The 16718-nt window shown below is 43.4% G+C and carries 14 protein-coding genes; 5 read left to right on the top strand and 9 right to left on the bottom strand.

The genetic code is table 11. From position 1 onward, the window contains the following. Positions 1-219: 219 nt before the first annotated feature. From dnaE to selD, 4 genes are all read left to right on the top strand, one after another. Positions 220-4512 carry a DNA polymerase III subunit alpha gene (gene dnaE, locus DK188_RS15195; protein ID WP_111671688.1) on the top strand — a complete coding sequence of 1431 codons (4293 nt, stop codon included), beginning with the start codon at positions 220-222 and terminating at the stop codon, positions 4510-4512. A 126-nt stretch (positions 4513-4638) separates the two neighbouring features. Next, the gene (trxA, locus tag DK188_RS15190; protein WP_103923992.1) at positions 4639-4959 is read left to right on the top strand and encodes a thioredoxin; all 321 of its coding nucleotides are present in this window, start codon (positions 4639-4641) and stop codon (positions 4957-4959) included. A 68-nt stretch (positions 4960-5027) separates the two neighbouring features. Further along, a complete protein-coding gene (gene mnmH / locus DK188_RS15185) occupies positions 5028-6065 on the top strand; it encodes a tRNA 2-selenouridine(34) synthase MnmH (protein ID WP_111671687.1) in 1038 nt (345 codons plus the stop codon). Next, a complete protein-coding gene (gene selD, locus DK188_RS15180) occupies positions 6055-7098 on the top strand; it encodes a selenide, water dikinase SelD (RefSeq protein ID WP_111671686.1) in 1044 nt (347 codons plus the stop codon). The genes mnmH and selD overlap by 11 nt, the downstream gene beginning before the upstream one ends. A 30-nt stretch (positions 7099-7128) precedes the next feature. Here the strand turns inward: selD and DK188_RS15175 are convergent, their stop codons facing one another. From DK188_RS15175 to cmk, 9 genes are all read right to left on the bottom strand, one after another. Continuing rightward, the gene (locus tag DK188_RS15175; RefSeq protein ID WP_111671685.1) at positions 7129-7689 is read right to left on the bottom strand and encodes a DUF502 domain-containing protein; all 561 of its coding nucleotides are present in this window, start codon (positions 7687-7689) and stop codon (positions 7129-7131) included. An 82-nt stretch (positions 7690-7771) separates the two neighbouring features. After that, the gene (locus DK188_RS15170) at positions 7772-8398 is read right to left on the bottom strand and encodes a 3-keto-disaccharide hydrolase (RefSeq protein WP_111671684.1); all 627 of its coding nucleotides are present in this window, start codon (positions 8396-8398) and stop codon (positions 7772-7774) included. 124 nt (positions 8399-8522) lie between these two features. Beyond that, complete coding sequence (nqrE, locus tag DK188_RS15165; protein WP_111671683.1) at positions 8523-9134, bottom strand: NADH:ubiquinone reductase (Na(+)-transporting) subunit E; 612 nt, start codon at positions 9132-9134, stop codon at positions 8523-8525. Between the two features lie 14 nt (positions 9135-9148). Continuing rightward, positions 9149-9832 carry an NADH:ubiquinone reductase (Na(+)-transporting) subunit D gene (locus DK188_RS15160; RefSeq protein ID WP_111671682.1) on the bottom strand — a complete coding sequence of 228 codons (684 nt, stop codon included), beginning with the start codon at positions 9830-9832 and terminating at the stop codon, positions 9149-9151. Between the two features lie 30 nt (positions 9833-9862). Then, positions 9863-10618, bottom strand: a complete 756-nt coding sequence (gene nqrC / locus DK188_RS15155; protein ID WP_111671681.1) for an NADH:ubiquinone reductase (Na(+)-transporting) subunit C — start codon at positions 10616-10618, stop codon at positions 9863-9865. Next, the gene (locus DK188_RS15150) at positions 10605-11819 is read right to left on the bottom strand and encodes an NADH:ubiquinone reductase (Na(+)-transporting) subunit B (RefSeq protein WP_111671680.1); all 1215 of its coding nucleotides are present in this window, start codon (positions 11817-11819) and stop codon (positions 10605-10607) included. The genes nqrC and DK188_RS15150 overlap by 14 nt, the downstream gene beginning before the upstream one ends. A 5-nt stretch (positions 11820-11824) precedes the next feature. Next, the gene (locus tag DK188_RS15145; RefSeq protein WP_111671679.1) at positions 11825-13177 is read right to left on the bottom strand and encodes a Na(+)-translocating NADH-quinone reductase subunit A; all 1353 of its coding nucleotides are present in this window, start codon (positions 13175-13177) and stop codon (positions 11825-11827) included. A gap of 120 nt (positions 13178-13297) precedes the next feature. Next, positions 13298-14194, bottom strand: a complete 897-nt coding sequence (locus tag DK188_RS15140; protein WP_111671678.1) for a 4-hydroxy-3-methylbut-2-enyl diphosphate reductase — start codon at positions 14192-14194, stop codon at positions 13298-13300. Continuing rightward, positions 14175-14882: a (d)CMP kinase gene (gene cmk / locus DK188_RS15135; RefSeq protein ID WP_111671677.1), complete on the bottom strand. Its 708-nt coding sequence runs from the start codon at positions 14880-14882 to the stop codon at positions 14175-14177. Before cmk ends, DK188_RS15140 begins: the two co-directional genes overlap by 20 nt. Before the next feature lie 201 nt (positions 14883-15083). Here cmk and ade point away from each other — a divergent pair, with 201 nt between their 5' ends. Next, entirely contained in the window at positions 15084-16706 is a 1623-nt protein-coding gene (ade, locus tag DK188_RS15130; RefSeq protein ID WP_111671676.1) for an adenine deaminase, read from the top strand. The last annotated feature ends 12 nt before the right edge of the window (positions 16707-16718 follow it).

The raw sequence follows: 16718 nt of genomic DNA, 5'->3' as shown, positions 1-16718 counted from the left end.
AGAATCAAATACAGCCAAAAGCCCCTTAAGTTGTAATTTTGGAATGGCTAACCCTTCCACACCGGGAAAAAGAAAAGCCTTGGTGGGGTAAAAAATCACCCCTTCACCATGGTACCAACTCAGCGCCAGTTGTTTCTCTTTTTCTTTGACAATTACCTTCGCTGAGCCATCTTCTTTGAAGGATTAGCCCTAATTTAAACCTTCATTTCCTGAGGAAGCATGTACATAATATTCGATACAGAAACCACCGGTTTACCCCGCGATTACAATGCCCCCATGTCCGATGTGGACAATTGGCCCCGGCTAGTTCAGATCGCATGGCAACTCCATGACGCCAAGGGCAAGCTGATTTCCAATCACAATTACATTATTCGGCCCGAAGGCTTTACCATCCCTTACAATGCGGAAAAAGTCCATGGAATCTCCACCAAGCGCGCCTTGGCTGAAGGACATGACCTGAAAGAAATCCTTCAGGTCTTCCGAGAAGATGTAGTCCAAGCCAACTATTTGGTCGGACATAATATCGGCTTTGACATTAATGTTGTCGGTTCAGAGTACTTGAGATCGGAACTGGTCATGCCGCTGGCCGATAAAAAAGAGCTGGACACGAAGGACATTTCAACCGAATTCTGTGCGCTCCCAGGAGGAAAGGGAGGGAAATTCAAGTGGCCTACACTCACAGAGCTCCATCAAAAACTATTCGGAAAGGGATTTGGGGATGCCCACGACGCCGCATACGATGTGGACGCTACGGCCCGCTGTTTCTTTGGCCTGATTACGCAAGGAGTCCAACAACCGGAAGCCGGGATTGCCCTAACTGAAGTAAGTTACGAAGCGCCAAGGCTCGCTGAAGCAAATTTTGTCCAAGCAAAAGATGAGCAAAAAGCCAGTGCAAAAGACGTTCTGAAACAAGCAGGGAAAGCGGATATCTCCGATTTGGCAGATGTTCCTTTTACACATTTGCACGTCCATAGCCAGTATTCGGTTCTTCAGGCTACGTCTGAAATACCTTCTTTGGTAGCTCGAGCCAAAGAATTTGGCATGAAGGCCATTGCCATGACCGATCATGGGAATATGATGGGGGCATTTCACTTCGTAAAGGAAGCCATGGCCAAAGAGTTGAAGCCGATTTTGGGTTGCGAGTTTAATCTAAATCGGGACCGAAAAAACAAATCCAATAAAGACGATGGCTACCAGACAGTACTCATTGCTAAAAATAAAGCAGGTTACCACAATCTGGCAAAACTTGCTTCCTACGCCAATATCGAAGGCTTTTACTATGTGCCACGAATAGACAGAGAGCTTTTGGTTCAATACAAAAGTGACCTCATTGCAACAACAGGCGGTCTTTGGGGAGAGATCCCTTACCTGATTCTGAATGTGGGTGAGACGCAGGCCGAAGAAGCATTTGTCTGGTGGAAAGAACAGTTTGGAGAGGATTTTTATATCGAGCTAAATCGGCACGGGATCCCCGAGGAGGAAAAAGTCAATGAAGTGTTGCTTGAATTTGCCAGAAAATATGATGTAAAGTATTTCGCAGCCAACAACACATACTATAACGATAAGCCAGATGCCAAAGCGCATGATATTTTACTCTGCGTAAAAGACGGCGAATTAGTAGAAAAACCTAAAAAGTACATCGGCAAGCGGGGTCGGGAATTTCGATATGGATTTCCCAATGACGAATTTTACATCAAGAGTCCTGAGGAGATGAAAAAGCTCTTTTCAGATTTGCCTGAAGCCATCCTTTGTACGCAGGAAATTGTGGACAAAATCGAAGGGTACAAACTTGCCCGAGAAGTATTGCTTCCAAAGTTTGACATCCCGGAAGAATTCAAGCATCCTGAAGATGAGGAAGACGGAGGAAAACGCGGAGAAAATGCATATTTAAAGCATTTGACTTATGAGGGAGCCAGAAAACGGTATCCTGAGATCACTCCAGAAATCCAGGAGCGACTGGATTTTGAGCTGGCAACTATTGAAAAAACCGGCTATCCGGGCTACTTTCTCATCGTGCAGGATTTCACCAGAGCAGCTCGGGAGATGGGCGTTTCAGTTGGTCCAGGTCGTGGTTCGGCAGCAGGTTCAGCAGTTGCATATTGTACGGGGATCACTAACGTCGATCCGATAGCTTACGATCTACTCTTCGAGAGATTCCTCAATCCAGACCGGGTGTCTCTACCAGATATTGATATCGACTTTGACGATGAGGGGCGTCAAAGTGTCATCGACTATGTCATCAAGAAGTACGGTTCAAATCAAGTCGCACAGATCATCACGTATGGTACGATGGCAGCAAAGTCTGCCATCAGAGACACTGCCCGGGTGCTTAATTTGCCTTTGGCAGATGCGGGTAGACTGGCAAATCTTGTTCCTGACATCAAGCTCAAGGCACTTTTTGCGCTAGCGAAAAACAGACCCGCTCTGCTGGAGAAGTTGAAAGGGCAAGGAGAACTACTTGCCAAGGCCGAAGAGCTGATTCGAATCGCTGCGGGAAGTGATGAAATGGCTCGGACGATCAATCAGGCGTCCATTTTGGAGGGTTCAGTTAGAAATACGGGAATTCATGCCTGTGGGGTGATTATCACCCCCTCTGACATCACCAACTTTGTCCCAGTTGCATTGGCAAAGGATTCAGATATGGTTTGCACCCAATTTGACAACTCAGTGGTAGAGTCAGCAGGTCTGTTGAAAATGGACTTTTTGGGTCTTAAAACACTGACGCTGATCAAGGATGCAATCAAGATCGTCAAAGAACGCCACGGCATTCAGCTTGATGCCGATGAATTTGACATTAACGATGTCAAGACTTACGAGCTTTTTCAGCGGGGAGAAACTGTCGGAATCTTCCAATATGAATCTGCCGGCATGCAAAAGTACATGCGCGAACTCAAGCCAACGGTCTTCGCGGATTTGATCGCCATGAACGCTCTCTATCGGCCAGGACCTCTAGCCTATATTCCTTCTTTCATCCGAAGAAAGCATGGCACAGAGCCGATCACATATGATCTGGACGACATGAAGGAGTACCTGGAAGAGACCTACGGAATCACGGTCTATCAGGAACAGGTGATGCTTTTATCCCAAAAACTAGCGGGATTCACGAAAGGTGAGGCAGATGTGCTGCGAAAGGCCATGGGTAAAAAGCAAAAAGATGTCCTCGATAAAATGAAGCCAAAATTCGTCGAGCAAGCCTCGGCTAAGGGACATGATGCCAAGAAGCTGGAAAAAATCTGGACTGACTGGGAAGCATTTGCATCATATGCCTTTAACAAATCCCACTCCACCTGTTACGCCTGGATCGCCTACCAAACCGCTTACCTGAAGGCCCACTACCCTGCCGAATACATGGCATCAGTACTAAGCAACAACATGAATGACATCACGCAGGTGACCTTTTTCATGGAAGAATGTAAGCGAATGGGTATCAAAGTCGCCGGGCCCGATGTCAATGAATCCAAAGGGGGATTTACGGTAAACAAAGCGGGAGAAATTCGTTTTGGAATGGCTGCAATCAAGGGTGCAGGATCTGCTGCAGTAGATGAGATTATCATTGAGCGGGAGAAAAATGGACCATATAAAAATATTTTCGACTTTGCGAAGCGGGTCAATTCCCGTGCTTTGAACAAGAAAACTATGGAAGCCCTCGCTATGGCAGGAGCTTTTGATTGCTTCAAAGAGCACCACCGAAGGCAATATTTGGAAGCGCCTTCTGGAGACATTACCCTGATCGAAAAAGCCACCAAATACGCTCAAAAAATCCAGCAGGAAGAAGACAGTGCGCAGGTCAGTCTCTTCGGAGGGGGAGGTGGTACTATGGCTGTTCCCGTGCCATCTATTGCTCCCATGGAGCCGTTTTCTCAGATCCAACAACTCAACATCGAAAAGGAAGTAGTTGGGCTCTTCATTTCCGGGCATCCTCTGGATCAGTACCGGCTGGAGATCGAATCCTTTACCAATACCCCGCTGACAGCATTGGCTGATTTGGAGAGTTTGCGGGGGAAAAATGAGCTTAAACTGGCAGGTTCGGTCAGCAGTTTTGCCCATCGGACTACCAAAACAGGGAAGCCTTTTGGCACCTTGACCTTGGAAGACTACCACGGATCGTTTACATTCTTTCTATTCGGAGATGACTACGTCAAATTCAAAGAGTACTTTATGACGGGTTGGTTTCTTTTTCTCACCGGAAAGGTGGAACAACGAAAATGGGGGAATGAAAACGAAGTAGAATTCAAAATCACCAGCATGATGCTGTTGAGTGAGGTACGGGGAAAAATGGTCAAAGGAATTCGGATCAATATCGATCTGGATGAGCTGACTCTGGATTTGATGGAGAAACTGGAAGCGATCACCACCAAATACAAAGGGGATGCAAAGCTTTACATTGATGTCATTGACCGAAAGGAAAACATCGCATTGGAGCTTTTCTCCAAAAAATTCACTATCGATCCGAGTTCAGAAATGATCCAAGAACTTAAATCCATTCCAGAGGTAGTTTATAAGGTAGTTTGATAAAGCTCAAATTGACTAACTCTATGACAGATAGACAATATTTCTAAGCTTGTCGGAACTTAATAAACTTGAATCCGCTTTTGCTGATATATTTGAAAATTAGAAATTAATTAATCCAAGAATAAAATGGGAAAAGCAATCGAAATCACCGATGCCAACTTTGAAGAAATCATCGCAGGTGATCAGCCTATTTTGGTTGACTTCTGGGCAGAATGGTGCGGACCTTGTAAAATGATCGGTCCAGTCGTAGAACAACTAGCCGCAGAATATGATGGGAAAGCTGTCATTGGCAAAGTAGACGTAGACTCCAATCCTTCAGTGGCGCAAGCCTTCGGGATTCGCTCTATTCCTACCCTTCTTTTCTTCAAAGGAGGACAAATCGTCGACAAACAAGTAGGTGCTGTGCCCAAGGCCGTACTTGCTCAAAAACTCGACGCACAACTTTAATTCTTAATTACACTTAGATCCGAAAGCCGTAAAGAACTCTTTGCGGCTTTTTTTATATTCAAAGCCAAATGGCTGAAACCCGCATCACATTAGCTGAATTCTTTAAACTTCGCGAAGCCCTCCCCCTCGTGGATGCAAGAAGCGAAAGTGAATTTCTCCAAAGTAATATCCCAGGGGCGTTCAATTTACCCATCTTGGCGGATTCCGAGCGTGTCGTCGTCGGGACATTGTACAAAAGTGAAGGAGCTGAAGCCGCTACACTGAAAGGCTTTGAGTTGGTTGGGCCTAGATTCTTCCAAATCCAAAAAGAAGCGCTGCGCCTTTTTCCCGAGCGGAAGATCATCGTCTACTGCTGGCGGGGGGGAATGCGCAGTCAGATACTGGCCTGGCTTCTTGGAATGGTGGGTTTTGAAGTTTATCGACTAAATGGAGGCTATAAAACCTATCGGACTTTTACTTTTGAAGAAGTCAGAAAAGAACGAAAACTGATCATATTAGGCGGTAAAACTGGCACTGGAAAAACTGTTTTACTTCAAAAATTGAATGAACAAGGAGAACAAATCCTAGACTTGGAGGGAATTGCAAATCATAAGGGATCTTCTTTTGGGGGCATTGGGCTTCCAACCCAGCCCTCGGTCGAACAATTTGAAAATCTTCTCGCAGAAAACCTCTATAAACTTGATCCGAGTATCCCTACTTGGATCGAAAATGAAAGCCGCAAAATTGGTCGCTTGATTCTCCCCAATGAGCTTTATACTCAAATGAGCGAAGCGATGATGGTTGATATTCAAAAAACTCCGGAGGAACGAATAGCACACATCTCCACCGAGTATGGAAACTTACCAAAAGAGTCACTGATAGCTGCCGTGAAGCGCCTCCAGAAACGCTTGGGAGGATTGCGAACGCAGCAGGCGATTGAGGCGATCCAAGCAAACGAGCTGTCCTCGTGGATTTCCAACCTGCTGATTTATTATGATAAAACTTACGAGTTTGACTTGACCCGACGTGTCGACGAAAAAATCCAAAAACTTGATCTCACAGAAAAATCTCTGGATGAACAAGTCGAACTTTTACTGAAAATTAAAAAACAATACCATGGAAAATAAACCAACAAGATTGACTGAATGGAGTGAAGGATCCGGTTGCGGCTGTAAAATCGCTCCTGCAATTCTTGATCAAATCCTAAGCGCAAGCGGTTCATTTACCCAAACCGACCCAAATCTTCTTGTAGGAAATTCACACAAAGACGATGCTGCAGTCTATCAGGTTTCGGACGATTTGGCTATGATCAATACCGTGGATTTTTTTACTCCTATAGTGGATGACCCCTTTGATTTCGGAAGAATTGCCGCGGCAAATGCCATTTCAGATATCTACGCCATGGGTGGCAAACCAATATTTGCAAATGCAATTCTGAGTTGGCCTGTGGAAAAGATCGCTCCAGAATTGGCAGCGAAAGTATTGGAGGGAGCTAAAACGATCTGCAAACAAGCCGGAATAGAATTGGCGGGAGGCCATTCAATTGCAGCGAAAGATCCGATTTTTGGCCTTTCAGTTAATGGAATCATTCACCCTAGGAAAATCAAAACCAATCAAGGGTCTAAAGAAGGAGACCTGCTTTTCCTGACCAAGCCACTCGGGATTGGAGTCTTAGCGACAGCATTGAAAAGACAAAAAATTCAGGAAAAGGATTACCTGAACCTAATTGATACGGCCTGCAGGTTAAATTCTGTAGGTGCCATACTTGGGAATCATGAAGAAGTACATTCGATGACTGATGTGACGGGATTTGGGCTTTTGGGGCACTTGATTGAAATGGCTGAGGGAGCTGGACTATCTGCAGAAATCGAAATTGGAAAGCTCCCTTTAATCGAAGGAATCCAAGAGTACGTCAATCAATTCATCTTCCCGGACAACACCTACCGAAACTGGAATGCATTCAACACCAAGACAAAAGGTGTAGTGGGGATGGACTTGGTCAAACTCTGTGATCCACAAACCAGCGGAGGTCTTTTGATATCGGTCGCCCCAGAAAACAAAGCGTGGTTTGAAGAGACTATGGTATTGGCAAATCAACCCATTTGGGAAATTGGCAGGTTTGTTAAAAAAGGTGACTTCGTAGTGGAGGTGATTTCTTAATCCTAGCTTGGATCAATTCTTTATTCTATGTCAATTATCAAGTAAGGGAGAAACACCACCGGAGACCATGAATTTCATCACATTCGAGCTTTTTACTCCTGTGAGTGGCTTTACTTTTTCTCGCTTGGCTAGAAACACATTTCCCGAAACATTATAACTATGGGGAAAATATACCGCAACTAGATCCGGAAGATTGATTCCCGAAAGGTCCTCTTGGGTAATAAATCCTAGTCTAGACAAGGAATCACTGACCTCCACGATGACTGGCGCGCTGAATTTTTTCTTTTCGCCCACAAACGCTCCCATGAGGTCTTTGATGCTCGTGTAAAGCAAATTGACCAAAGGGATTTTGAACAAACCACGCTCAAACCACTCAAAAAAGGGCTTTGCAAAAAACAAACTAGCTAAATAACCAACAAAGGTGATCAATGCTAAAACCATCAAGATCCCAATTCCTGGAATTGGAACTGGAATAAGGTTATCCAAAAAAATAAAAATCGCATAAATGACATAAATCGTCACGGCAAGCGGAGTAAGAAAAAGCAATCCTCTGAAAAAATAGGAGATCAATCTTCTGTATGTAAAAGCCATAGCGGATAATTTCTTGAAGTAAGTTCAAAAAAAATGCCTAACCCTTGGATTAAGCATTTCATTCTCAAATATAGCAAATGGATTAGTCCAATAGTTTGATTTTAACGCTTCTGTAATAAATCACACTTTCTGGATCGTGTGCCTGTAATGCAATGGTCCCACGATCGAATTTCTTTTCTCCGGCATTTGCTGGTCGATTCTTATCTTCAGATTCATCATACTCCATCACTACTTTATCATTGATTTTGACAGTGGCCTGACCATCTTTTACTATAATATGGTAGGTGTACCATTCGCCATCGGATACATAGACTTCCCTCACGTCATTAAACGAATAAAGACTGCCAGATTTCCTCCAGTCGCTATGCGATTGATTTACCTGTATTTCGTAGCCTTTATTTGGCCATCCTGTCTCCTGATACGCCGTGTGGATGAATATCCCGGAGTTAGCCTTAGGCATTGTCTTGACTTCTACCATTAGCTCAAAGTTTTCGAAATCATTGTTTCCAACAGGCCCGTCATAAAAAGCATGGCCTCTTGGGCCAGCGATTTTTAAGGTATTGTCCTCTATAGAAAAGGAGGAAGGGTTTTCGGAGATTTTCCAACCGTCCATATTTTTACCATTAAACAATTCTACCCATTCACCTGACTGAGCAAATGCAGCAAGTGAAAAGAAAAGTAAGACTAGGACACAAGATAGTTTTTTCATGAGTTTTGGGTTGTAGGTTTCAGTATTCCAAGATAAATACTCTCCGATGAATGCACATCACCGCTAAAAAGAAAAGGCTCTGAAAAAAAATTTCAGAGCCTTTTAAGATCCATTCTAGAGGGAATTACAAGTCAATACCCATGAAAGACATGAACGCTAATCCCATCAATCCAGTCAATAGCATCGTAATGCCCAATCCTTTTAGTCCGTTTGGAACATGCGAATATTTCAGTTTTTCACGAATCGCTGCCAAAGCCACAATCGCAAGGAAGAAACCAGTACCTGAGCCAAAACCATACACTGCTGATTCGGCAAATGTATAATCACGCTGAGCCATAAATAGGGATCCTCCCAAGATCGCACAGTTCACCGCAATCAAAGGAAGGAAAATTCCAAGCTGACCATACAATGCCGGAGCAAACTTTTCAACGACCATTTCTACCAATTGTACCATGGCAGCAATAATAGCGATAAACATGATGAATCTAAGGAAAGTCAAATCGATGGTGGCAAGATCTGCACTAGCCCAAGTCAAAGCGCCTTCTTTAAGTACAAACTCATTTAGAAGCCAATTCACAGGAGTGGTGACTGAAAGAACAAATATTACTGCCGCTCCTAATCCCAACGCTGTGCTAACCTTCTTTGATACCGCCAGGAACGAACACATTCCCAAGAAGTATGCGAAAATCATATTGTCGATAAAAATCGACCGAATACCTAAACTGAATAATTCCATTTTTCTAGAGAATTTTAGTGTTCAACGTAACCTGTCTTGGTACGCTGTACCCAGATGATTAATCCAAGAATGATAAAAGCACCTACTGGAGATACCATCAATCCATTTGTAGCTAGCTTGAAGTCCGGACCGAAAAGACTGGAGACATATTCAAAGATTGGCAATCCAAAGACAGACCCAGATCCCCATAGCTCTCTAAAGAAGGCAACAGTAAGGATAATCCAAGAATACCCAAGCGCGGAACCCAAACCATCAAGAACTGAATCGTAAGGCTTATTGCCCAAAGCGAATGCCTCAAGACGACCCATAACGATGCAGTTGGTGATAATAAGACCAATGAATACTGAAAGCTCCTTGTACATATCGTAAGCAAATGCTTTCAATACTTCACTTACCAAGGTTACCAAAGTAGCTACTACAGCGAGCTGCACGATAATTCTCACTCGTGATGGAATAGTATTCCGCATCACCGAGATCACAAAATTTGACATCGCAACAACGAATATTACAGAAATCGCCATTACCAAAGTAGGCTTCATCTGCGTAGTAACAGCCAAAGCAGAACAGATACCCAATACCTGAATGGTGATCGGGTTGTCATCGATCAAGGGGTCTGTTACAAGTTTTCTTCTGCGCTTGGAAAAAAGAGCCTCAGCCGGTTTTTTCGCAATTGCTTTTTCTAAAGTTTCAGCACTCATTATTTAGTAATTAGGTGAGTTGAAATTAAATTAAAGACCTGCAACGGCCTGAGAGGATGATTTTGACCTAATAAAGGCTTCGTAGTGGCTCAAATATGATTTCAGCATGTTATTCACACCGTTGGCAGTGATTGTCGCACCAGACATGCCATCAACCTTATGCTCTTCTCCGGTGTAATCTTTGCCTTCACCCTTCATCATTTGTACCGCAACCAGATCACCTGAATCATCAAATACCTTTTTGCCAACATAGCGCTGCTGTACTCCAGTTTCAGTAATCCTTGCTCCCAAACCTGGAGTCTCACCTGCGTGAGCGAGAGTGATACCACCCACGGTATTCATATCTGTTTCCAGAGCCAAATACCCCCAGATAGCATCCCAAAGACCTGCTCCATAGAGGGGGAAGATATACGATTCCACTTCATCCAAATTGCCTTCTGCATGGAAAATGAAAACAGGATATTGTCTTTCTTCAGCAGGCTTTTTATAAAGCTTAGCTATATCTACCTTTTCAGCAGTGATTTCAGCAGAGGCGATTTCTTTCCCATTGATATCTACCACAGTAGAAGAGATCCGGTTTGCATAGAATTCATTAACCTGCTCAGGAGTCATGGCATCGATTTCAGCTGAGCTGATCACAGCACCCAAAATCTGCTTTTTCTTATCCAAGGCAATTGCCTCTTGCTGCATCGGGCCAAGTACTTGAGAAGTACCTGACAATAACAATCCAAGTATAATAGTCAGGACTGCTGAAAATACGATAACGTAAGTATTAGACTGTTGCACGTTGTAACCTCCTTGTTTTATTAGCTTTAACTACATAATAATCGATCAGCGGAGCAAAGACGTTCATAAATAGAACGGCAAGCATGATTCCTTCAGGATAAGCAGGATTAGTCACCCGAATGATCACAGTGAACATACCGATCAAGAGCCCATAAATCCATTTACCTGTCTCTGTCTGTGCTGCAGATACTGGATCAGTAGCCATAAAAACAATCCCAAAGGCCAAGCCTCCCATGACCCAATGATACTGAGGCGGCATTGCCATGTATTCATTTACTGCTAGGACATTCAAAAGAAGACCCATCAAATAAGCTCCTCCAAACCCTGAAACTATAATTTTCCAGCTAGCTACTCCTGTACCAATCAAAATTGCGGCACCAATGAGCGCCATTAAAGTAGAAGTCTCTCCGATTGATCCTGGAATCCATCCCATAAATAAATTAGAGAAACTGAATAAATCTGCACCAAGCGCAGTGTTGTGAGTGGCTAATGCATCCACAACCGGAACACCGTCAACACCAGCATTGTATGCTACTGCTAAGGCTGTGGCTCCCGAGAAGCCGTCTACTGCTGCTTTTTCTCCCAAATATGTCCATACCTGATCACCGGAAATCTGGGCAGGGTAAGCAAAATACAAGAATGCTCTAGCCGTCATAGCCACATTTAAGATATTCATCCCTGTACCACCAAATACTTCCTTTGCAATTACGACTGCAAATACTGTTGCTAAGGCAACTTGCCAAAGCGGTGTTGTAGCAGGTACTACCAAAGGAATAAGCATCCCAGTTACCAAAAAGCCTTCATTGATCGGGTGTTTTCTGATAACTGCGAAAGTAGCTTCTACCAATCCACCAGCGGCATAGGCAACGATTACGATCGGAAGGACTAATTGAAGACCAATCAATGCTTTATCTCCGAAATTCTCCCACAAACCGGCTGTCTGACCAGTAGCTAACAAGCTTTGATGTCCGGTGTTGTAGATACCGAATAGCAAACATGGGATCATGGCAATCACGACTGTGATCATCATACGCTTCAGATCAATCGCATCTTTTACTTGTGCACCTTTAATTCCAGTGGTGTGATTAGGGGAAAAGAGAAAGGTTTCTCCCGCCTCGAATGCGTAATATAAACTTTCAAGCTTACCTCCTTTTTCAAAAAGGGGTCGCTGCTTGTCCATCAAATCTCTTAGAAACTTCATATGGATTAACTGTATTGGATTAATTCTATACCTTTTCTTACCAACTCCTGCACCGGATGCTTGGACACGTCTACAAATTCACAAAGTGCCAAATCCTCCTCTACAATTTCATAGATTCCCAATTCTTCCATTTCATCAAAATCCTCAGCCATGATAGCCTTTAGGAGATAGACCGGTAGAATATCCATCGGGGTCACAGATTCAAATACACCTGTCTGCACGAATGCCCGCTCTTCACCTCTGGCATTGGAATCCAGTACGAATTCTTTCTTAGGAGTGAGGAAGGACAAAAGCCCCAAAGCTCTGTGGTAGCTGAGTTTGGATGTCGTAGGCTTTGCCCAACCCAAAAACTCATAATAATCACCTTCTGGGATTACCGTGATTTGATTGTGATAAAAACCTATGAAACCTTCCAAATTGATCTTTTCTCCGGTAAGAACATTTCCGGAGATTACCCTTACATGACCTGAGTTTAGATTTCCCTTCACAAAGGTGGAAACATTTGCTCCCGAAAAGGTTTTGACGTAAGCTGCTTTGGTCAACTCAGAACCAGTGAGCGCAATTACTTTTGAGGCATCATAGACGCCTTCAAGTACGGCTTTTCCGATTTGGACTACTCCGGTAGGATTTACCGTCCAAACTAGGTCACCTTTATTAATTGGATCGAGGTGATGGATCTGAACGCCTACGTTGCCAGCAGGGTGAGGACCTGAAAACTGGTTAATCTGGGCATTTTTGATACCTGAGAAAACACCCGGAACAGGCTTTGAGCCATCCACATTCAGGTGTACTTTTCCTGAGGTTAATTTGGCCAAAGCATCAATTCCAGCCTGAAAATATTTCTCCTCTCCCTGAAGGGTAAATCCATAATCAGGGGCCAAAGGATGCGTATCGAATGCTGAAACAAATATGCCTTTTGGGGTATCTGTAGGGTTGGCCACGATCCCAAAGGGACGCTGTATGATGTTTGGCCATACTCCGGTAGAGGCAAGTTTGGTTGCGAGTCCATCCCGATCTTGATTCAGGTCGATTTTCCCAAAGCTCTCAAATGCGATAGAACTATCTGCAAGTATCTTGATTTCAAGAAGTTTCCTACGATCGCCTCTCTTGATCTCTACCACTTCTCCCGAAACCGGTGAGGCATAGATAACTTGATCTAGGGCTTTGTCGATCAGAATTGGAGTACCCGCCTTTACTGTATCTCCTTCATTGACAAGGACTTTGGGACGCTGAAGTCCTATGAAGTCTGTCGGCTTAATTGCGAAAGTTTGAGCATTGGCAAAATTGGCGATCTCTTGCGAGGCCTTTCCAGCCAGTCTGATGTCAAAACCTTTCTTAAGCTTCACTATTTTAGACATATGTGTTTTTGAACTATGAGCTATTGAAAAACGCCCCAAATCTAAAGAAAAACCATTTGAATTGGAGCTTATATCACATTAAATGTTCGAACTTTTGATAGATGGGATTTTCTATGAAAATCAGGCAGGAAGCATATTTTCTTCCATTGACTCTACATAAGATTTAACCTGCTCCATGAGCCACATGGGGGTAGATGTAGCTCCGCAGATGCCGATCCGATCCTCAGCATGAAACCACTCCAAGTTCAATTCTGTTTCGCTTTCGATAAAATAACTTCTAGGATTTTCACTCAGACAAATCTGATAGAGCGCCTTTCCATTTGAACTTTTCTTTCCTGATACAAACAGAATAACATCGTTGTCCTGCGCGAACTTTTTGAGCTGTGGTTCCCTATTTGATACTTGCCTGCAAATGGAATCGTTGGCATTGAAATCCAATTCATTTAATGTGCCTTTTGCTGCTTTGATTCGTTCTTCGATCTTATTGGACAATTCGTAAAAGCCCTTGGTGCTTTTTGTAGTCTGACTGAATAAGGTAACCGGACGATTGAAATCAATCTTTTCCAAATCTGCATCTTCCATGACAACGACCGCTTTCTCTAAAGTCTGACCGGTGAGACCGATCACCTCAGCGTGCCCTTTTTTTCCATAGATTACAATCTGCCCATTTTCACGCTCCATTTTGTCGAATGCATTTTTCACACGATGCTGCAGTTTGAGCACCACTGGACAGGAGGCGTCGATGAGTTCAATATTATTCTCGATAGCAGTCTTGTACGTTTCCGGTGGCTCACCATGAGCTCGGATCAAGACTTTGCAATTGGTTAATTCGCGCAGCTGATCACGGTCGATTACGACCAGCCCTTTCTCACGGAGGCGCTTTACCTCCATGTCATTGTGTACGATATCTCCTAGACAATACAGTTGGTCACTGTTTTCCATTTCATCTTCTGCCATTTTGATGGCAAATTCAACTCCGAAACAATAGCCTGAATTCTTATCTATGGTTACTAGCATGATCTTTTGCGTTATCAATTACCTCTTTTGCCATGTGCACGATTTGTGCCACTTGCTCTTCAAAAGTCAGATTGCTTGTGTCAATTTCAACTGCGTCAGCTACTTTGACCAGCGGGCTCTCTGCTCTTGAAGAATCAATCCGATCCCGCTCTGCTAAGTTTCTCTTGATCATTTCCAAATCCACTAACTCCCCTTTTTCCAAGAGCTCCTGTTGTCTACGAAATGAGCGGGTATCTAGGTTGGCCGTCATGAATATCTTCAATTCCGCATCTGGAAAAACCACTGAGCCGATATCTCTTCCATCCATCACCACCCCTTTGGACCTTCCCAAACGCTGTTGCTGAGCAACCAGTTCCTTTCGGATTTCTTTCACAGTGGCTATTTCACTTACTTTCTCAGATACGGCCATGGTCCGTATTTCATCCTCGACATTTAGTCCATTGAGATAGGTTTCTTGTCTTCCTGTTTCAGGGTTGATTAGAAAAGTTATCTTCATTGATTCCAGTCCTTTTTTTACGTCTTGAGGATTGGAAGGTGAGAGGTAACTGTTTAAAAAGTGAAGGGTTGCTGCACGGTACATGGCACCTGAATCAATGTAGGTAAATCCTAAATCCTTAGCTACGGCTTTGGCAGTTGAACTCTTCCCGCAGCCGGAATACCCATCTATAGCTATGACGATTTTACCCATTAAAAATAAACCTATCTTGGTTTGCTGATTAATTTTGGGCAAATATAGTGGTTTTAATCTTATCCGTGATTCAATCTATGCAGGACAACTGCTCAGTGGGGATTGAACCTTTATCATTTTTTTCACGATTTCATAGTATCAATTGAATCAAAGTAGGAGACAATCCGGGGCTACAATCGCAGAAGTATAAATAAAAACGCAATGAAAATAAAAGGCAACCTAGTTGATATTCCCTCCAGGAGAACTTATGCTGCAGAAATTACAGTAGCTGATGGCCAAATAATAAAGATAGTAGAAATACCAGAGGAAGAAGGCCTGCTGTTCCTTATGCCAGGATTTATCGATTCTCACGTCCATGTGGAATCTTCGATGCTTGTACCCTCTGAATTTGCCAGACTTTCGGTGGTTCATGGTACCGTAGCCACAGTATCCGATCCCCATGAAATCGCCAATGTCTGCGGTTTATCAGGAGTGGAATATATGATCGAAAACGGGAAACAAGTACCGTTCAAATTCTTCTTCGGGGCCCCATCTTGTGTCCCTGCCACCCCTTTTGAAACAGCTGGGGGAGAAATTAATGTAGCGGATATCGAAAATCTAATGAAAAGGCCAGAAATAAATTATTTGGCCGAGATGATGAATTGGCCTGGCACTGTCAATCGGGATACTATTGTGATGGAAAAAATCAGGATATCCCAAAAATATGGAAAGCCAATCGACGGACATGCTCCGGGACTAAAAGGAGAATTAGCCGAAAGATACATCAGTGCTGGACCAAGCACAGATCACGAATGTTTTACAGCAGAAGAAGCAAGGGGAAAACTAGCGCTTGGGATGAAAATTGCAATTCGGGAAGGTTCCGCAGCTAAAAATTTCGAAGCATTGATAGATTTGATTGATGAATATCCAAACCAAATCATGTTTTGCTCGGATGACAAGCATCCGGATAATCTCGCAGTGGGGCACATCAATGAATTAGCTGCCAGAGCCATAGCGAAAGGAAAGAATCTGTTTGATGTTTTACACGCCGCCTGCCTTACCCCCATCATTCATTATTCACTTAATGTTGGACAGCTTCAGGTAGGAGACCCAGCAGATTTCATCCTAGTAAAAGACTTGGAAAAATTTGTAGTTGACTCCACCTATATCAATGGAATGAAAGTAGCTGATAATGGCAAAACGCTAATTCCTAGAACCGAAAACAAGATCATCAACAATTTTAACACTTCGCTAAAGCAGCCGAAAGATTTTCAGATCCAATCCCATAATAAAAAAGTCAGGATTATCGAGGCACAGGACGGTCAGTTGATAACCCCTGAAATTGAAGGTGAAATTAAACTAATTAACGGTCAGGCAGAGTCAAATTTAGAGCAGGATATACTTAAAATAGCTGTGGTAAATCGTTATCAAGATGCTTTGCCAGCAGTAGCATTTATCAAAAATTTCGGCTTGAAATCGGGTGCCATAGCCTCCTCAGTAGGCCATGATTCCCACAATATTATCGCTGTAGGAGTAGATGATAATTCTATTTGCAAAGCAGTGAATTTAATTATTGAAGCCAAAGGAGGAATTTCAGCAGTTATAGATGAGATTGGGGAAGTACTGGCATTACCCGTAGGCGGAATCATGTCCAATGAAGACGGATATCTCGTTGCTGAAGCTTACACTAGGATCGATCGGATTGCCAAAGGAATGGGTTCAAAGCTTAATTCTCCCTTTATGACATTAAGTTTCATGGCCTTGCTGGTTATTCCTGACTTGAAGTTGAGCGATAAGGGACTTTTTAACGGGCAAAAATTCGAGTTTAGTGAGGTTTTTATCTAAATCACTGAACCT

The organism is Algoriphagus litoralis, assembly GCF_003259255.1.
Lineage (GTDB): Bacteria > Bacteroidota > Bacteroidia > Cytophagales > Cyclobacteriaceae > Algoriphagus > Algoriphagus litoralis.
Note: the sequence above shows the minus strand (reverse complement) of the source record. Positions and strands in the feature narration are given on the sequence as shown.